At 72.4% G+C, this 17,503-nt stretch carries 17 protein-coding genes; 10 read left to right on the forward strand and 7 right to left on the reverse strand.

Annotated elements, in window-relative coordinates; translation table 11 throughout:
- Positions 1 to 6 precede the first annotated feature (6 nt).
- The 4 genes from G7Z13_RS19570 to G7Z13_RS19585 all read left to right on the forward strand — a co-directional run bounded on the left by G7Z13_RS19570 (position 7) and on the right by G7Z13_RS19585 (position 3,824).
- Positions 7 to 963: an ATP-binding cassette domain-containing protein gene (locus tag G7Z13_RS19570; protein WP_166005116.1), complete on the forward strand. Its 957-nt coding sequence runs from the start codon at positions 7 to 9 to the stop codon at positions 961 to 963.
- Complete coding sequence (locus tag G7Z13_RS19575) at positions 960 to 1,721, forward strand: ABC transporter permease (RefSeq protein WP_166001062.1); 762 nt, start codon at positions 960 to 962, stop codon at positions 1,719 to 1,721. The genes G7Z13_RS19570 and G7Z13_RS19575 overlap by 4 nt, the downstream gene beginning before the upstream one ends.
- A 152-nt stretch (positions 1,722 to 1,873) precedes the next feature.
- Positions 1,874 to 2,635 carry a MerR family transcriptional regulator gene (locus tag G7Z13_RS19580; RefSeq protein ID WP_166001064.1) on the forward strand — a complete coding sequence of 254 codons (762 nt, stop codon included), beginning with the start codon at positions 1,874 to 1,876 and terminating at the stop codon, positions 2,633 to 2,635.
- A 190-nt stretch (positions 2,636 to 2,825) separates the two neighbouring features.
- Positions 2,826 to 3,824, forward strand: a complete 999-nt coding sequence (locus G7Z13_RS19585; protein WP_166001066.1) for a VTT domain-containing protein — start codon at positions 2,826 to 2,828, stop codon at positions 3,822 to 3,824.
- Positions 3,825 to 3,846: 22 nt separating this feature from the next.
- On the opposite strand, the gene G7Z13_RS19590 is transcribed toward G7Z13_RS19585, so the two are convergent.
- The gene (locus G7Z13_RS19590) at positions 3,847 to 5,472 is read right to left on the reverse strand and encodes a threonine/serine exporter family protein (RefSeq protein WP_166001068.1); all 1,626 of its coding nucleotides are present in this window, start codon (positions 5,470 to 5,472) and stop codon (positions 3,847 to 3,849) included.
- Between the two features lie 127 nt (positions 5,473 to 5,599).
- Positions 5,600 to 6,091: an inorganic diphosphatase gene (locus G7Z13_RS19595; protein WP_029381130.1), complete on the reverse strand. Its 492-nt coding sequence runs from the start codon at positions 6,089 to 6,091 to the stop codon at positions 5,600 to 5,602.
- Between the two features lie 79 nt (positions 6,092 to 6,170).
- On the opposite strand from G7Z13_RS19595, the gene dacB reads away from it, so the two are divergent.
- From dacB to folE, 6 genes are all read left to right on the forward strand, one after another.
- On the forward strand, positions 6,171 to 7,781 hold the full coding sequence (gene dacB / locus G7Z13_RS19600; RefSeq protein ID WP_240926272.1) for a D-alanyl-D-alanine carboxypeptidase/D-alanyl-D-alanine-endopeptidase: 1,611 nt from the start codon (positions 6,171 to 6,173) through the stop codon (positions 7,779 to 7,781).
- A 325-nt stretch (positions 7,782 to 8,106) separates the two neighbouring features.
- Positions 8,107 to 9,237 carry a zinc-dependent metalloprotease gene (locus G7Z13_RS19605; RefSeq protein WP_166001070.1) on the forward strand — a complete coding sequence of 377 codons (1,131 nt, stop codon included), beginning with the start codon at positions 8,107 to 8,109 and terminating at the stop codon, positions 9,235 to 9,237.
- Positions 9,238 to 9,430: 193 nt separating this feature from the next.
- Positions 9,431 to 10,429 carry a tRNA lysidine(34) synthetase TilS gene (gene tilS / locus G7Z13_RS19610; protein WP_166001072.1) on the forward strand — a complete coding sequence of 333 codons (999 nt, stop codon included), beginning with the start codon at positions 9,431 to 9,433 and terminating at the stop codon, positions 10,427 to 10,429.
- Between the two features lie 50 nt (positions 10,430 to 10,479).
- The gene (gene hpt / locus G7Z13_RS19615) at positions 10,480 to 11,040 is read left to right on the forward strand and encodes a hypoxanthine phosphoribosyltransferase (protein ID WP_031165039.1); all 561 of its coding nucleotides are present in this window, start codon (positions 10,480 to 10,482) and stop codon (positions 11,038 to 11,040) included.
- Positions 11,041 to 11,245: 205 nt separating this feature from the next.
- The gene (ftsH, locus tag G7Z13_RS19620) at positions 11,246 to 13,291 is read left to right on the forward strand and encodes an ATP-dependent zinc metalloprotease FtsH (RefSeq protein ID WP_166001074.1); all 2,046 of its coding nucleotides are present in this window, start codon (positions 11,246 to 11,248) and stop codon (positions 13,289 to 13,291) included.
- Positions 13,292 to 13,462: 171 nt separating this feature from the next.
- A complete protein-coding gene (gene folE, locus G7Z13_RS19625; protein ID WP_166001076.1) occupies positions 13,463 to 14,068 on the forward strand; it encodes a GTP cyclohydrolase I FolE in 606 nt (201 codons plus the stop codon).
- 58 nt (positions 14,069 to 14,126) lie between these two features.
- Here folE and G7Z13_RS19630 read toward each other — a convergent pair whose 3' ends face one another.
- From G7Z13_RS19630 to folP, 5 genes are all read right to left on the reverse strand, one after another.
- Positions 14,127 to 14,615, reverse strand: coding sequence for a DUF3180 domain-containing protein (locus tag G7Z13_RS19630; protein ID WP_166001078.1), 489 nt, complete (start codon positions 14,613 to 14,615; stop codon positions 14,127 to 14,129).
- A gap of 70 nt (positions 14,616 to 14,685) precedes the next feature.
- The gene (folK, locus tag G7Z13_RS19635) at positions 14,686 to 15,297 is read right to left on the reverse strand and encodes a 2-amino-4-hydroxy-6-hydroxymethyldihydropteridine diphosphokinase (protein ID WP_166001079.1); all 612 of its coding nucleotides are present in this window, start codon (positions 15,295 to 15,297) and stop codon (positions 14,686 to 14,688) included.
- The gene (gene folB, locus G7Z13_RS19640; protein ID WP_166001081.1) at positions 15,294 to 15,653 is read right to left on the reverse strand and encodes a dihydroneopterin aldolase; all 360 of its coding nucleotides are present in this window, start codon (positions 15,651 to 15,653) and stop codon (positions 15,294 to 15,296) included. The genes folK and folB overlap by 4 nt, the downstream gene beginning before the upstream one ends.
- Positions 15,654 to 15,934: 281 nt before the next feature.
- Complete coding sequence (locus tag G7Z13_RS19645; RefSeq protein WP_166001083.1) at positions 15,935 to 16,438, reverse strand: nuclear transport factor 2 family protein; 504 nt, start codon at positions 16,436 to 16,438, stop codon at positions 15,935 to 15,937.
- Positions 16,435 to 17,490, reverse strand: coding sequence for a dihydropteroate synthase (gene folP, locus G7Z13_RS19650; protein WP_240926273.1), 1,056 nt, complete (start codon positions 17,488 to 17,490; stop codon positions 16,435 to 16,437). Before folP ends, G7Z13_RS19645 begins: the two co-directional genes overlap by 4 nt.
- Positions 17,491 to 17,503: the final 13 nt, after the last annotated feature.

The following is a 17,503-nucleotide window of genomic DNA, read 5'->3' on the forward strand; positions in this document are numbered from 1 at the left end:
GTGGCTGTGACCCCTACGGCGATCACCGTGGACGGCGCACGCAAGACTTACCGAGACAAGAAGGCGCTCGACGGACTCGACCTCGTGGTCCCGCGAGGCACGGTCCAGGCCGTACTGGGCCCCAACGGCGCCGGGAAGACGACCCTGGTACGCATCCTGTCCACCCTGCTGAAGCCGGACGCGGGCCGCGTCGAGGTCGCCGGCCACGACGTGGTGACCCGTGCGCGCGAGGTCCGGCCGCGCATCGGCCTGCTGGGCCAGCACGCGGCCGTCGACGAGGAACTCGACGGCCGGCAGAACCTGGAGATGTTCGGCCGCCTCCATCACCTCGGCGCCCGCCCCGCGCGGGCGCGCGCCGACGAGCTGCTGGCCCGCTTCGGCCTCGCCGACACCGGGCGCAAGCCGGTCAAGCGGTACAGCGGCGGGATGCGCCGCCGCCTCGACCTCGCCGCCTCGCTCGTCACCGACCCCGAGGTGCTCTTCCTGGACGAGCCCACCACCGGCCTCGACCCGCGCGGCCGCGCCGAGGTCTGGGCCGCCGTCCGCTCCCTGGTCGGCGGCGGCACCACCGTCCTGCTCACCACCCAGTACCTGGAGGAGGCCGACCAGCTCGCCGACCGCGTCGCGGTGGTCGACTCCGGCCGGGTCGTCGCCGAGGGCACCCCCGACGAGCTGAAGTCCGCCCTCGGCGGCGACCGCGTCGACGTCGTCCTGCGCGACGGCCGCGAGCTCGGCGCGGCCGCCGCCCTGCTGCCGGTGGGGCGGGACGCCGTGCGGATCGACCCCGACCGGCGGCTGCTCAGCGCCCCCGCCACCGATCGCATGACCGCCCTCACCGGCGTCGTCCGCGCCCTCGCGGAAGCCGGCATCGAAGCCGAGGACATCGCGCTGCGCCGGCCCACGCTCGACGAGGTCTTCCTGCACCTGACAGGCGGCGGGAGCCGCGAGAAGGAGGCCGTGTGAGCACCTACGCCCTGACCGACTCCTGGACGATGACCCGCCGCGAACTCGCCCACTGGGCGCGGCAGCCGGTGCAGGTCGTGGTGAACCTGGTGTTCCCCGTGATGCTGCTGCTGATGTTCGGTTACCTCATCGGCGGCGGCCGCGGCGTCAGCGGGCCCTATGTGGACTACCTGGTCCCCGGCATGCTCGCCCTCACCATGGCCTTCGGCCTGGAGGGCACGATGATCGCCGTCACCCAGGACCTGAACAAGGGAGTGATCGACCGCTTCCGGTCCATGCCGATGGCCGACGGGGCCGTCCTGGTGGGCCGGTCCGCCGCCGACATGCTCCAGTCGGCCCTGGTCCTGGCCGTGCTGACGGGCGTGGGCCACGCCCTCGGCTGGCGGGTGCGCGGCGGCCTCGCGGGCTTGGCGGCGGCCGTCGGACTGCTCCTGCTGTTCCGTTTCGCCATGCTGTGGATCGGCATCCACCTCGGTCTGCTCGCCGGGCGCCCGGAGATGGTCCAGGCCGTCCAGATCCTCGTCTGGCCGGTCGGCTTCCTCTCCAACGCCCTCGCCACCCCGGCCTCGATGCCCGGCTGGCTGGGTACGGTCGTGGAGTGGAACCCGCTGTCCCACACGGCGACCGCGGTGCGCGAGCTGTGCGCGGGCGGGACGGTCGCCGCCGACCACGTCTGGGCGGCGGTGGCCTGGCCGGTGGGCCTGCTGGCGGTGTTCTTCCCGCTGGCGGTGCGCAGGTTCGCGCGGCTGAGCGCGTAGCCGTCTCTCCGGGCCGGTACCGGGGTCGGGTCTCCGGGCCGGCTCCGGGGCCGGGTCCGCGGGCCGGTACCGGGCCGCCCGCAGGAAAAGCGGCTTGCACCTCACGCGACGTGAGGCCGCACCGTGGACGGCGTACCGAGAAGGGAGCGGAAGTGAGCTACTCCGTGGGACAGGTCGCCGGTTTCGCCGGAGTGACGGTGCGCACCCTGCACCACTACGACGACATCGGCCTGCTCGTGCCCAGCGAGCGCAGCCGCGCGGGCCACCGGCGCTACAGCGACGCCGACCTCGACCGGCTGCAGCAGATCCTGTTCTACCGCGAGCTCGGCTTCCCGCTCGACGAGGTCGCCGTCCTGCTCGACGACCCGGAGGCGGACCCGCGGGTCCACCTGCGCCGGCAGCACGAGCTGCTGACCGCCCGGATCGAGAAGCTGCGGCAGATGGCGGCGGCCGTGGAGCACGCCATGGAGGCACGCAAGATGGGGATCAACCTCACGCCCGAGGAGCGGTTCGAGGTCTTCGGGGACAAGGACCCGGAGCAGTACGCCGAGGAGGCCGAGGCCCGCTGGGGCGGCACCGAGGCGTGGGCCGAGTCGCAGCGCCGCGCGGCGGCCTACACCAAGGAGGACTGGAAGCGGATCCAGGCCGAGGCGGCCGACTGGGCCGAGCGCTACGGCGCCGTGATGGCCGACGGCGAGCCGCCCACCGGTGAGCGGGCCATGGACCTCGCCGAGGAGCACCGGCAGCACATCACCGGCTGGTACTACGACTGCGGCTACGAGATGCACCGCTGCCTGGGCGAGATGTACGTCTCGGACGAGCGCTTCAAGGCGTTCTACGACACCATGCGCCCCGGTCTCGCCGAGCACCTCAGGGACGCCATCGTCGCGAACGCGGCCCGCCACTCCTCCTGACGTCGTGGCCCGGGACCGGTCCCGCGGGCCGGCTCCCGGGCCACGACGGCTTGGGTCCCCGCGGGCGCGCGGTGCACCCTGGCATCCTGAAGAACACCGGTGGAACCCGGCACGGGCGCGGCACGTTGATAGCGTTGTCCGGCCGCACCGGACGCCGCACTCCCCTTCACCCCCTCAGGAGCCCGGAATCGTGACGACGCTCGCCCTCGGACCCAGCTGGCTGGATCCGAACTACCTGCTCGACACCTTCGGGATCTGGGGTCTGCTCCTCATCGTCTTCGCCGAGTCGGGCCTGCTCATCGGCTTCTTCCTGCCCGGCGACTCGCTGCTGTTCACCGCGGGCCTGCTGATCGCCTCCAAGGAGCTGGACTTCCCGCTGTGGCTGGCCATCGTGCTGATCTGCGTCGCCGCGATCCTCGGCGACCAGGCGGGCTACATGTTCGGCAAGAAGGTCGGCCCCGCGCTGTTCACCCGGCCGGACTCCCGCTTCTTCAAGCAGGAGAACGTCACCAAGGCCCATGAGTTCTTCGAGAAGTACGGCCCGAAGTCGCTGGTCCTGGCCCGCTTCGTGCCCATCGTCCGCACCTTCACGCCGATCATCGCCGGCGTCAGCGGCATGCGGTACCGCTCATTCCTGATCTTCAACGTCCTCGGCGGCATCCTCTGGGGCGCCGGCGTCACCCTGCTCGGCTCCTGGCTGGGCAACATCGACTTCGTCAAGAAGAACATCGAAGCGATCCTGATCCTGATCGTCTTCATCTCCGTCGTCCCGATCATCATCGAGTTCTGGCGCGCCCGGTCGCAGAAGAAGAAGCCCGGCCCGCAGCAGACCGCCGAGCCCCGCCGGCCCCAGGCCCCGCAGCAGCCGGCGTACCCGGTGACGGACGACGCCACCACCCAGCTCCGCCGCGTCGAGCAGCCCCAGCAGCCCCAGCAGTACGGCTACGACCAGCCTCAGTACGACGCCGGCCACGACCACCGCCGGTACGGCTACGACCAGGGCGGCTACGGCACCCAGCAGCCCTACGCCTCCCCGCAGCAGCCTTACGCCTCCCCGCAGCAGCCCTACGGGGACCAGCAGCAGCCCTACGAGGGCGGGCAGCAGCCGTACGGGGACCAGCAGCCGTACGGGAACCAGCCGTACCCCCAGCAGCAGCCGTACCCGTACAACCAGAACCAGGGCTACTGAGCCGCACCCACGGGACGCGGGGTCAGAAGCCCCGCGTCCGCTTGGCCGCCTTGCGGCCCCGGCCCGCGCCCCGCAGGAAGAGGCGGGACACCTCCGACCCCAGGTTGACGCCGATGGCGATGGCCATCGCCAGCGCCGCCGCCTTGGTCAGCGACCCGAGGCCCCCGTCGACGTCGTTCTGCGCGATCGCCAGCAGCCCGAAGTAGGTGGCCGAACCCGGCAGCAGCGGCCCGATCGCGGCGGTCGTGTACGGCAGCGCGGACGCGTACCGGTACCGCGACATCAGCTGCCCGAACAGACCGACCAGCCCGGCCGCCGCCGCCGTGGACGCCACCGGCGACAGATCGCCGGCGTAGTGCAGCGCGCCGTACACCACCCACGCCACGCCGCCGTTGAGCGTCACGGCGAGCACGGTGGATCGTTCCTGCTGCAGCAGCACGGCGAAGGTCAGCGACAGCAGCATCGACGCGGCGGTCTGCACCAGCGGCTGCTCAGTGGTCCCCAGCGCGGCCTCCGGGTTCAGCTGCGCCCCGAGCTGGACGCCGAAGTACAGCACCACCAGCACGCCGACCACGATGCCCACGAAGAAGTACAGGACCTCCAGCAGCCGGGCCGCCGCGGTGATGTAGAAGCCGGTCAGCCCGTCCTGCACACCCGCCACCAGCGCCCGTCCCGGCAGCAGCGCGAACAGCCCACCGGTGATCACGGCGGACGCCGCGACGTCCACGTGCGCCACGGTCAGCGCCACCCCGATCGCGGCCGGCGGCATCGCGGCGACCGTGAACTGGTAGAACTCCGGCAGCCCCCGCCCCGCGCACAGCCACGCCAGCCGGTCCCCGAGCATCGCGCCCAGCGCCGCCGCGACGAACACGATCAGATCGCCGCCGACCAGCACCGACGCCGCGCCCGCGAGCAGCCCGCTGGCGGCCGTCAGCACCCAGGTCGGATACGGGTGCCGGTTGCGGCGGATCTCCGCGAGCCGCCGGTAGGCCTCCTCCAGGGAGAGGTGCGTTTCCGGGTCGCTGAGGTCGTCCACCAGCTGGAAGACGGCCGCGAGCCGCGTGTAGTCCGTCCCGCGCCGCCGCACGGTCCGCGCCGCCGACACCGGATCGTCCACCAGCGACGGCTGGTACGAGATCGACAGCAGGGTGAAGGTGACGTTCGGCTCGCACCGGTCCAGGCCGTACGACCGGCACACCGCGAACATCGCCGCCTCGACGTCCTCCGCGCCCTCACCGCCCGCCAGCAGCAGCTCCCCGATGCGCAGGGACAGATCCAGCACGCGCGGGACGGCCGGGCCGCCCTCCTCGGTCCGCTGCACCGGCTCCGGCGCGGGCCGCTCGGTCACCGGCATCCGCAGCATCGTGCGCATCCGGTCCTGCCACGGCGCGTCCTTGGTCAGGCTGACCGCCGGTATCCCGGCGGCCGGGGTGAACGCGGGCGCCTCCCGGGCGCTGTAGGCGCGCGGCGGGACGAACGCCGACCCCTCGGGCTCCGCGCTCGGCGGGTGCGGGACGTCCAGCCCGTCCGGGAGGGCGAACTCGGAGGTGGTCTCCGACTCGCTGTCCCCGACCTCGACACCGGCGGGCGGCGTGAACGCCATCCTCGCCTCGTCCGACAGCGGCTTGCGGTCCTCCGCGTCCGTCACGTGCAGTGCTCCCTGTACGACACCTCCGGTACCTCAGTATGCGCACACATGACGAACGGGCCGCACGCACACGCGTACGGCCCGTCTACCCGGCGAGCGGCAGGTCAGTGACCCGGCGAGCGGCAGGTCAGTGACCGCCCTGCTCCTTGAAGCGCTTGTACGACCGCTCGATCTCCGCCTCGGCGTCGGTGCGGCCCACCCAGTTGGCGCCCTCGACGGACTTGCCGGGCTCCAGGTCCTTGTACACCTCGAAGAAGTGCTGGATCTCCAGGCGGTCGAACTCGGACACGTGGTGGATGTCGCGCAGGTGCTCCACACGCGGGTCCGTCGCCGGGACGCACAGCAGCTTGTCGTCACCGCCGGCCTCGTCGGTCATCCGGAACATGCCGATCGCGCGGCAGCGGATGAGGCAGCCCGGGAAGGTCGGCTCGTCCAGGATGACCAGCGCGTCCAGCGGGTCGCCGTCCTCGCCGAGGGTGTTCTCGACGAAGCCGTAGTCCGTCGGGTAGGCGGTCGACGTGAACAGGCGGCGGTCCAGGCGGATCCGACCGGTCTCGTGGTCCACCTCGTACTTGTTGCGCGAACCCTTCGGGATCTCGATCGTGACGTCGAACTCCACCGGTGGCTCCTCCATGATCAACACACAGTTCTGGTGGTTAAGTGTCCCTCACGCAGGTGTGTGGTCGCGAAAGGGGCTGGTGGTCGTGGTCGAGCTGAGGCCGTGGCGGGCCGCGGGGCCGCGTCTGAGACGGGGTCTGACGCGGGTCGCGGACGCCGTGCGCCCTCCGCTCGCCCGTGCCGCGGCGGCGTCGGGGCCGCGGGTCGCGCGGCTGGCGCGGGCCGCGTCACCGCGGGTCGCGCGGATCACGCGGGTGAAGACCTGGCAGTACACCGCGGGTGCCGCCACCGCCGGTCTGGCGCTGGCCGCCGGTCTGGTGACCGCCGCGGGACCCTGGGACTCCACGGGTCAGCGTACGGCCGAGCGGGTCCGTGCCGCCGCCGCCGACCACGCGGGTGGCGCATCTCACGGCGGCGCCTCCGGCCGGGGCGGGACGAGCGGCACCGAGGGACCGCGTCCGGCGCCCAGCGCCGCGTCGGTGCTGGCCGGTCTCGGCGGCGCGAAGGGCACCGGCCGGCCGGGACCGGACGCCCGGGCCCTCGCCGCCACGCTGGACCCGCTGCTGGCGGACCCGGCGCTCGGCCCGCGCCGCGCGGCCGCCGTCGTCGACATCGCCACCGGCGAACGGCTCTACGGCACGGCCGAGGCCGAGCCGCTCACCCCCGCCTCCACCACCAAGATCGCCACCGCCGTGGCCGCGCTGTCCGCCCTCGGCCCCGAGCACCGCCTGACCACCCGGGCCGTCTTCGAACCCGACACCAAGGAACTCGTCCTGGTCGGCGGCGGCGACCCCACCCTGACCGCCGACCGCGACGCCGAGGGCCGCGCGAGCCTGCGCACCCTCGCCGCGAAGACCGCCGCCGCGCTGGAGAAAAGGGACGTCCGCGCGGTGACCCTGTCGTACGACACCACCCTGTACGCCGGCTCGGATCTTCACCCCATCGGGGTCAACGACAACCTGGCCCGCGTCACCGCCCTGATGGCCGACGAGGCCCGTACCGACGACTCCGCCAGCGGTCCCGCGACGCGCCACCCCGACCCCGCCGCCGCGGCCACCCGCGCTTTCGCGGACTTCCTGGAGGCCGAGGGAGTCAGGACGACGGCCCCCGGCCCGTCCAAGGCCACCGGCCGCGCGGACCGCCTCGCCGCCGTCTCCTCCCCACCGCTGTCCGCCCTCGTCGAGCAGATGCTCACCAACAGCGACAACGACATCGCCGAGGCCCTCGCCCGGCACACCGCCATCGCCACCGGTGAACGCCCCGACTTCGCCGGAGCCGGCCGCGCCGTCGAAGCCCGGCTGAAGAAGCTCGGCCTGCCGGTCGAGGGCGCCGTCATCAAGGACGGCAGCGGCCTCGACCGTACCGGCAAGCTCACGGCCTCCCTGCTCACCGCGCTCCTCACCACGGCCGCCGACCCCGCACACCCCGAACTGCGCCCCACCCTCACCGGCCTCCCCGTCGCCGGCTTCACCGGCACCCTGACCACCCGTTACGGCGACGGCGCGGCCGGCCTCGTCCGCGCCAAGACCGGCACGCTGACCGGCGTCAACGCGCTGGCCGGCACCGTCGTCGACGACTCCGGCCGCGTCCTCGCCTTCGCCTTCCTCACCTCCGACACCCTCGACACCTCCGCAGCCCAGTCCGCCCTGGACCGCACCGCAACGGCCCTGGCGGCCTGCACCTGCGACTGAGACGGCGCCGCGCGGACAGCCGGCGGCGGTCACGCGGGGTGGGGCCTCCACGCGGTGCGGCCGGCCGGCCGCAGGTGGTGGCGTGGTTCGAGACGCCTCGCGGCTGGCGTCCGGGGCGGTCGCAGCCGTACCGCGAAAGCCGCACACCACCGTGCGGGGAGCGGGACACCGCCGCGCGCGGGGAGCCGGGCATGGTCGCGCGCGGGGGAGCCTCGGACCTGGTCGCGCGCCGCGGAGCCGGGGCGCCGGTTGGCAGCGGCCCCCGGACCGCCGGGGGCCTTCCCACGGCCTGCCCCCGTGCGGGGGCCTCACGTACGGTTGACACATGACGAGCATCGGTGGCACGGCATCCGGCATGATCGACTGGAATCTCGCGGTGGCGACCGCGACCCGGCTCGTGCGGCCGGGCCCCGAGGTGACGCGCGACGAGGCCCGCGCCGTCGTCGCGGAGCTGCGCCGCCACGCCAAGGCCTCGGAGGAACACGTCCGGGGCTTCACTCGTATGGGCACCGAGGACACCCACGACACCCCGGTCCTCGTCGTCGACCGCCCCGGCTGGATCCGGGCGAACGTCGCCGGCTTCCGGGAGATCCTGCGCCCGCTGCTGGAGAAGATGCAGGAGCGCCGCGGCTCCGGCCCCGGCGGCGCGGTCCTCGGCGCCGTCGGCGGCAAGGTCACCGGCGTGGAGCTGGGCATGCTGCTGTCCTTCCTGGCCTCCCGCGTCCTCGGCCAGTACGAGACCTTCGCCCCCGCCGCCCGCGACCTCCCCGCGGGCGGGCAAGGCGGTGGCCGGCTGCTGCTCGTCGCCCCGAACATCGTCCACGTCGAGCGCGAACTGGACGTACCGCCCCACGACTTCCGCCTGTGGGTGTGCCTGCACGAGGAGACCCACCGCACGCAGTTCTCCGCGGTGCCCTGGCTGCGGGACCACCTGGAGGGTGAAATCCAGTCGTTCCTGGCGGAGACCGACGTGGACGCCATGACGATCCTCGAACGCGTTCGCGAAGCCGCCCAGACGCTCGCCGGCGGCCGCCCCGAGGCGGAGGAGGACGACGGCGGCCGCTCCTTCGTGGAGCTGGTGCAGACGCCCGCCCAGCGCGAGATCCTGGGCCGCCTCACCGCCGTGATGTCCCTCCTGGAGGGCCACGCGGACTTCGTGATGGACGGCGTGGGCCCCGCGGTCGTCCCGGCCGTGGGCGAGATCCGCGAGAAGTTCCAGCAGCGCCGCGCCAAGGGCGCCTCCCGCCTCGACCTGGCCCTGCGCAAGCTCCTCGGCCTGGACGCCAAGCTCCGGCAGTACCGCGACGGCGAACGCTTCGTCCGGGCCGTCGTCGACGAGGTCGGCATGGACGGCTTCAACCGCGTGTGGACCTCCCCGAACACCCTCCCCACCAAGGGGGAGATCGCCAAACCGGCGGATTGGATCGCGCGGGTGCACCGCCGCAGTGAAACGTGACACCGGGTGAGACGGTCGTGACACGGATCCGGCCGACGGCAGGCGAACGCTCCTGTAATCACCCGTCCGAGGGAGCGTGAGGCGTGCACAGGCGTGCAATGCTCGGGGAACGGCCCGGTTCTGTCACCATCTACACACTCTGAGTGACCGACTCGGGCTCACCCCCCGGAAAACTTCATGAAGGGAACCGGACATGGGTCCCCATCCTGCGGTCGCGGCGATACGCCTGGCGGTCCGCCGCGTCCTCCACGACATCCTCAACGACCACAGCACCACCTCCCCGCCGCTCGTCCTCGTCGCCTGCTCCGGCGGCGCGGACTCCATGGCGCTCGCCTCCGCCCTCGCCTTCGAGGCGCCCAAACTCGGCATCCGCGCGGGCGGCGTCACCGTCGACCACGGCCTCCAGCCCGGCTCGGACCTGCGCGCCGCCGAGGTCTGCCTGCGGCTGCGCGAACTCGGCCTCGACCCCGTCGAGTCCACCGCCGTCACCGTCGGCCGCGCGGGCGGCCCCGAAGCCGCCGCCCGGGACGCCCGGTACGCCGCGCTCGACACCGCGGCGGAACGCCATGGCGCCGCCGCCGTCCTCCTCGGCCACACCCGCGACGACCAGGCCGAGACCGTACTGCTGGGGCTCGCCCGCGGATCCGGCATCCGCTCGCTGTCCGGAATGGCCGCGGTCTCGGGGGCCGGCGGCCGTTACCGGCGCCCCTTCCTCGAACTCGACCGGCAGACCGCCCGCAAGGCCTGCATGGTCCAGTCGCTGCCCGTGTGGGACGACCCGCACAACGCCGACCCCTCCTACACCCGCTCCCGGCTGCGCCACGAGGGCCTGCCCGCGCTGGAGAAGGCCCTCGGCAAGGGCGTCGTCGAGGCCCTCGCCCGGACGGCCCAGCTCTCCCGCGACGACGCCGACGCCCTCGACGCCTGGGCCCGCCAGGCCGAGGCCACCGTCCGCGACGCCGCCGGCCTGCTGGAGTGCGCCAGGCTCTACGCCCTGCCGCCCGCCGTCCGCCGCCGGATCCTGCGCCGCGCGGCCATCGAGGCCGGCGCCCCGGCCGGCTCGCTGTTCGCCCGCCACATCGAGGAAGTCGACCGGCTGATCACCGGATGGCGCGGTCAGGGAGCCATCAACCTCCCCGGCAAAGTCGTCGCCCGGCGGCAGGGTGGCAGACTGGTGATTCGGCAAGGCTGAAGACCTGCCCGTCTCGACGGGGCGGGCAGCCGGTGGGACGACCGAAAGTGATGCGGGTGGACGCGAAAGACATGGGTGCCGACCTCCAGCAGGTGCTCATCACCAAGGAAGAGATCGACGCCAAGCTGGCCGAGCTGGCCGCGAAGATCGACGCGGAGTACGCGGGGAAGGACCTGCTGATCGTCGGCGTGCTCAAGGGCGCGGTGATGGTCATGGCCGACCTCGCGCGGGCGCTGTCCACCCCCGTCACCATGGACTGGATGGCCGTGTCCTCCTACGGCGCGGGCACCCAGTCCTCCGGTGTGGTGCGGATCCTCAAGGACCTCGACACCGACATCAAGGGCAAGCACGTCCTGATCGTCGAGGACATCATCGACTCCGGCCTGACCCTGTCCTGGCTGATCAACAACCTCGGCTCGCGCGAGCCCGCCTCCCTGAAGGTGTGCACGCTGCTGCGCAAGCCGGACGCCGCCAAGGTCGCCATCGACGTCGAGTGGGTCGGCTTCGACATCCCCAACGAGTTCGTCGTGGGCTACGGCCTGGACTACGCCGAGAAGTACCGCAACCTGCCGTTCGTCGGTACGCTCGCGCCGCACGTCTACGGTGGCTGACGCCGCGCCCGTGCGTCGGCTGGGCCGGCGGAGCGCCTTTCCGGCGTGATCGGGAACCCCGGCGGGTCACGCGGCGTTGGAGCATGCAGACGGGCTTGCCAGCCGTCCCGTACGGCTTCGGGCGCCGATGCTGGGGTACCGTCAGAAGAACTGTCTTATCAAACTCACTATGGCAGGAGGGACGGGGCGGCACCGCTCCGTATGGATGGACGTGAAGCGATACTTCCGTGGGCCGGTCATGTGGATCGTGCTGGCCGTCCTTGCCGTGGTCGTGTTGATGCAGGTCGTCGGCTCGTCCGGCGGCTACAAGACGGTGGACACGGGCCAGGTCGTCCAGGCGATCAATGAGAACAAGGTCGAGTCGGCCAAGCTGACCACCGGTGACGAGCAGATCATCAAGGTCCAGCTCAAGGACGGCGTAGAGGTCGAGGACAGCTCGAAGATCCAGGCGAGCTACATCGGCGACCAGGGCGTGGACATCGCCAACACGCTGCAGAACAAGTTCCAGGAGAAGCAGATCCCGGACGGCTACACCGTCTCGCCGTCCAAGCAGAACCCGATCGTCGGGATCCTGCTCTCCCTGCTGCCCTTCGTCCTCATCGTGGTCGTCTTCCTGTTCCTGATGAACCAGATGCAGGGCGGCGGCTCCCGGGTGATGAACTTCGGCAAGTCGAAGGCCAAGCTCATCACCAAGGACACCCCCAAGACGACCTTCGCGGACGTCGCGGGTTCCGACGAGGCCGTCGAGGAGCTGCACGAGATCAAGGAGTTCCTCCAGGAGCCGGCGAAGTTCCAGGCCGTCGGGGCGAAGATCCCCAAGGGCGTCCTGCTGTACGGCCCGCCCGGCACCGGCAAGACCCTGCTCGCGCGCGCCGTCGCCGGCGAGGCCGGCGTGCCGTTCTACTCGATCTCCGGTTCCGACTTCGTCGAGATGTTCGTCGGTGTCGGTGCCTCCCGTGTCCGTGACCTGTTCGAGCAGGCCAAGGCGAACGCCCCGGCGATCGTCTTCGTCGACGAAATCGACGCGGTCGGCCGCCACCGCGGCGCCGGCCTCGGCGGCGGTCACGACGAGCGCGAGCAGACCCTGAACCAGCTGCTCGTCGAGATGGACGGCTTCGACGTCAAGGGCGGCGTGATCCTCATCGCCGCGACGAACCGCCCGGACATCCTCGACCCGGCGCTGCTGCGCCCCGGCCGCTTCGACCGGCAGATCGCCGTCGACCGCCCGGACATGCAGGGCCGTCTGGAGATCCTCAAGGTCCACCAGAAGGGCAAGCCGGTCGCCCCGGACGTCGACCTCGCGGCCGTCGCCCGGCGCACCCCCGGCATGACCGGCGCCGACCTGGCGAACGTGCTGAACGAGGCCGCCCTGCTGACGGCCCGCAGCGACCAGAAGCTCATCGACAACAAGATGCTCGACGAGGCCATCGACCGCGTCGTGGCGGGCCCGCAGAAGCGGACCCGGATCATGTCGGACAAGGAAAAGAAGATCACCGCGTACCACGAGGGCGGTCACGCCCTGGTCGCGGCGGCCTCGCCGAACTCCGACCCGGTTCACAAGATCACGATCCTGTCCCGCGGCCGCGCCCTCGGCTACACGATGGTGCTCCCGGACGAGGACAAGTACTCCACCACGCGCAACGAGATGCTGGACCAGCTGGCCTACATGCTGGGCGGCCGCGCGGCCGAGGAGCTGGTCTTCCACGACCCGACCACCGGTGCCGCCAACGACATCGAGAAGGCCACCAACCTGGCCCGCGCGATGGTCACGCAGTACGGCATGACGGAGCGCCTGGGCGCGATCAAGTTCGGCGGCGACAACACCGAGCCGTTCCTCGGCCGGGAGATGGCGCACCAGCGCGACTACTCGGAAGAGGTCGCGGCGCTGGTCGACGAAGAGGTCAAGAAGCTCATCGAGACCGCGCACAACGAGGCCTGGGAGATCCTGGTCGAGAACCGCGACGTGCTCGACAACCTCGTTCTCCAGCTGCTGGAGAAGGAGACCCTGGGCAAGGAGGAGATCGCCGAGATCTTCGCCCCGATCGTCAAGCGCCCGCCGCGGCCCGCGTGGACCGGCTCCTCGCGGCGTACGCCGTCGACCCGCCCGCCGGTGCTCTCCCCCAAGGAGCTGGCGCTGACCAACGGCGCCAACGGTGCCACGGCGTCGCTCGGCACGGCGAAGTCCACGGCGAAGCCGACGACGGCGGAGTCCGCCGCGGAACCGGTCCAGGAGGACCGCTCCGACAGCTGACCCGCCCGGTGGCCGCCCCGGTGGCCACAGCGCGCCCGACGGCCTCAGCAGGCCCGGAATGGATGCCGCGCCCCCCTGGTTCTAGCCTTGGGGCGCGGCATCCGCCATTTCCCGGCCGCTGCCCGGCTGCCGCCGCCGGGGAGGGCACGACACACAGGAACGAGGCACCACATGACCGACCCCGTGACGCTGGACGGCGAGGGCACGATCGGCGAGTTCGACGAGAAGCGCGCCGAGAACGCCGTACGCGAACTCCTGATCGCGGTCGGCGAGGACCCGGACCGCGAGGGCCTGCGGGAGACGCCGGCGCGGGTGGCGCGGGCGTACAAGGAGATATTCGCCGGGCTGTGGCAGAAGCCCGAGGACGTCCTGACGACCACCTTCGACCTCGGGCACGACGAGATGGTGCTGGTCAAGGACATCGAGGTGTACTCGACCTGTGAGCACCACCTGGTGCCGTTCCGGGGTGTCGCGCACGTCGGTTACATCCCGTCCACCACCGGCAAGATCACCGGGCTGTCGAAGCTGGCCCGGCTGGTGGACGTCTACGCCCGCCGCCCCCAGGTGCAGGAACGACTCACCACGCAGATCGCGGACTCCCTGATGGAGATCCTGGAGCCGCGCGGGGTGATCGTCGTCATCGAGTGCGAGCACATGTGCATGTCGATGCGCGGCATCCGCAAGCCGGGCGCGAAGACCATCACCTCGGCCGTGCGCGGGCAGCTGCGGGACGCGGCGACGCGCAACGAGGCGATGAGCCTGATCATGGCGCACTGAGCGTACTGAAGGCGCTGGGGAGTGCACTGGGGCCGTTGGGCGCGCTGGGCGCCCGGGGTCAGGCCGCCGGTGCCGTTCCCGGGCCGCCCGGCTCGTCGTCCTCCGGGAGCCGGCAGACCCGCTCCAGGAACAGCGCCGCCGCTATGACGGCGATGCCGGCCAGCACCGAGAAGCCGGCGTAGATCGCCTGGTCGCGGCGGGCCGGGATGTCCAGGGACTCCAGCAGGACGACGCCCGTACCGCCGTACATCCCGGCGACGAGGGCGGCCACCAGGGCGCTGGCCTGGCCGAAGACCACCGCGCGGGCCGCCATCAGCGGGTCGACGCCCCTGGCCTCGGGGCGGCGCTCGCGCTGGGCCTTCAGCCGCGAGCGCAGCGAGAGCGCCGTGGCCAGCAACACCACGGCGATCAGCGCCAGGACGATGGGGGCGGCCAGCGGGACGCTCGGCAGGGTGCCCAGCGACGTCCACAGGCGGGCGCCCGCCCAGGACAGCACTCCGGCGACGACGAACACGCCGGCCAGCACCCTGATGCGCAGCTCTCTCACGGTGTCCCTTCGGCTTCCCCGGTCTTCGGCCGGGGGATCTCCCCGACGGTGGTCGTCTTGACCTTAACGACTACTCGGGCAGCCGGAGTTCCAGGTCGGCGCGGGGCGCGACCCCTTCGCGGGTGAGCGCGCCGAGCAGTTCGGCGACCGAGCCGCGGCCGGGCAGCTGGGCGTCGGGGTCCACGTCGAGCCAGGGGGCGAGGACGAAGGCGCGTTCGTGGGCGCGCGGGTGGGGGAGGGTCAGCCGGGGGTCGTCGGAGACGACGCCGTCGTACGACACGATGTCCACGTCCAGGGTGCGCGCGCCCCAGCGCTCGTCGCGGACCCGGTGGAAGGCCTCCTCGACCGCGTGCGCCCGCTCCAGCAGGGAGGACGGCGGCAGGGTCGTCTTCAGCACGACGACCGCGTTGAAGTACGACGGCTGGCTGCCGGGCTCGACGCCCCAGGGCTCCGTCTCGTACACCGGCGAGACCGCCTTGACCCGTACGCCCGGGGTGTCCTCCAGCGCGTCGACGGCCCCCTGGAGGGTCTCCAGGCGGTTGCCGAGGTTGGAGCCGAGGGAGAGCACGGCGCGCTGCGGGTTGTGCAGGGTGGTGTCGGCGGCGTCGACCTTCTCGACGACGGAGGCGGGCACCGGCTGTACGGTCGGGTCGGTCGGACCCTGCGTGAAGGATGCGGTCATACTCGGCTCCGGGTGATGGTGACGGTCACGTCGTCGAAGGGGACCGTGATCGGCGCGTCCGGTTTGTGGACGCGGACCTCGACCTCCTGGACCCCCTCGTGCTTCAGACAGGCCTGGGCGATGCGCTCGGCAAGGGTCTCGATGAGGTTCACCGGCTCGCCCTCGACGACGGCCACGACCTCCTCCGCCACGATGCCGTAGTGCACGGTCTTCGCCAGGTCGTCGTCGGCCGCGGCCGGGCGGGTGTCCAGGCCCAGGACGAGGTCCACGATGAAGGTCTGGCCCTCCTCGCGTTCCTTGGGGAACACTCCGTGGTGCCCGCGGGCCTTCAGGCCGCGCAGCGCGACACGATCCACGCGAATCACTCCTGCAGTCGTCGGTTGCGGCCGGCCCGTGCCGCGTGCGGACGGCACACCGGCCTCGGACGAATCTACCCGCGGGCACCGACAGTGCCGGGCCACGGGGCGTGGGTCCGGACCGGTGCCCGGTGGGTTCACCGTGTGTTTCCCCCGGGGAACCCGGCGGATCAGGGGCTGGTAGCCGCCTCTACCCCGAGGGGCGTGATCCCAACCACTCCTTGGTCCCTTCGGGCCCTGTCGCACGTCGCGTCGGGGCCCTCACCAGAGCGCCTACCCACTCAGGCCGGGGTCTCGTCGTCCTCGTCCTCGTCGTTCTCGGTCAGTACGGGTGAAGCGTGGTGCGACCAGAGCTTCCAGCCGTCGGACGTGCGCCGGAACACGTTGGTGGCGACCACGAGCTGGCCCACGAGCGGTCCCAGCTCGTCGCCCTCCGCGGGGGCGGGGCCGCCGCTGAGGATGTTCTCGGTGCAGGTCACCAGGGCGGTGTCGCCGGTGACGGAGACGTGCACGTCGGTGAGGAAGAACTGGATGTAGTCGGTGTTCGCCATGATCAGCGCGTACGACCGCAGCACCTCGCCGCGGCCGGTCAGCACCGGCCAGCCGGGGTGCACGCAGGAGATCACGCCGGTGTCCGCCGGGTCGTGGTACGTCTCGTCGACGCCCAGGTCGGCGGGGGTGAGCCAGAGCCGGGAGACGGTCTCGAAGTCGCCGCGCTCCAGGGCCTCGTAGAAGGCGGTGTTGGCGAGCTCGACCTGCTCGACGTCGGTGTGGGGGGCGCTCACCGGGCTCCTTCGGAGGCGCGTGCGCCGGTGGTGTCGGAGGCGGCGGGGGTGTCGGAGGCGGCGGGGGTGGTGGGGGCGGCAGCGGTGGGGGCGGTGGTGTCGACGGGGCGGACGTCGGGGGCGCATGCGCCGGGCGTGTGGGGGGTGCCGTGCGCCTGGTGGGCGCGGTCCGCGCCGGGCGCGCCGACCGCCATACGCGCTCCTTCGACGGCGCGTACGACGCGTACCGCGTCCGCCGTCGCGCGTACCTCGTGCACGCGGACCGCCCACGCGCCGGCGTGCGCCGCGAGGGCGGAGACGGCGGCCGTCGCGGCGTCGCGCTCCCGCGCGGGCGGCGGGGCGCCGTCCGGGCCGGCGAGCACCCGGCCGAGGAACCGCTTGCGGGACGCGGCGACGAGCAGCGGGTAACCCAGGGCGCGGAGCCGGTCGAGGTGGGCGAGCAGGGCCAGGTCGTGCTCGGCGTCCTTGGAGAAGCCGAGGCCGGGGTCGACGACGATCCGGTCGGCGGCGATGCCGCCCGCCAGCACGGCCTCCACGCGCGCGTTCAGCTCGTCGACGACCTCGGTGACGACGTCGTCGTAGACGCCCCGGACGTTGCCGCCCGCCAGGAAGCCGCGCCAGTGCATGACGACGAAGGGCGCGCCGGCGTCGGCCACGGCCGGGATCATCGCCGGGTCGGCGAGGCCGCCGCTGACGTCGTTGACGAGGGCGGCGCCGGCCGCGAGGGCCTGGGCGGCGACCGAGGCGCGCATGGTGTCGACGGACACGACGACGCCCTCGGAGGCCAGCTCGCGGACGACGGGGATGACGCGCCGCAGCTCCTCGGCCTCGTCGACCCGGGTGGCGCCGGGGCGGGTGGACTCGCCGCCGACGTCGACGAGGTCGGCGCCCTGGGCGACCATCTCCAGGCCGTGCTTGACCGCGGCGGTCGTGTCGAACCAGCGGCCGCCGTCGGAGAAGGAATCGGGCGTCACGTTGACGACGCCCATGACCGCGCAGCGGTCCCATTCCGGGAGGCCCGCGATGCGTCCGCGTCCGCTCTGGTTGCTCATACGTTCAGCGTAG

The organism is Streptomyces sp. JB150 (assembly GCF_011193355.1).
In the GTDB taxonomy this organism is placed as follows: Bacteria; Actinomycetota; Actinomycetes; order Streptomycetales; family Streptomycetaceae; genus Streptomyces.

What these genes read in the sequence shown, in the direction of transcription:
- G7Z13_RS19605 (WP_166001070.1), top strand. Translation starts at nt 8,107, where the DNA reads ATGACGAGCATCGGTGGCACGGCATCCGGCATGATCGACTGGAATCTC.
- tilS (WP_166001072.1), top strand. Translation starts at nt 9,431, where the DNA reads ATGGGTCCCCATCCTGCGGTCGCGGCGATACGCCTGGCGGTCCGCCGC.
- hpt (WP_031165039.1), top strand. Translation starts at nt 10,480, where the DNA reads ATGCGGGTGGACGCGAAAGACATGGGTGCCGACCTCCAGCAGGTGCTC.
- ftsH (WP_166001074.1), top strand. Translation starts at nt 11,246, where the DNA reads ATGGACGTGAAGCGATACTTCCGTGGGCCGGTCATGTGGATCGTGCTG.
- folE (WP_166001076.1), top strand. Translation starts at nt 13,463, where the DNA reads ATGACCGACCCCGTGACGCTGGACGGCGAGGGCACGATCGGCGAGTTC.
- folK (WP_166001079.1), bottom strand. Translation starts at nt 15,297, where the DNA reads ATGACCGCATCCTTCACGCAGGGTCCGACCGACCCGACCGTACAGCCG.
- folP (WP_240926273.1), bottom strand. Translation starts at nt 17,490, where the DNA reads ATGAGCAACCAGAGCGGACGCGGACGCATCGCGGGCCTCCCGGAATGG.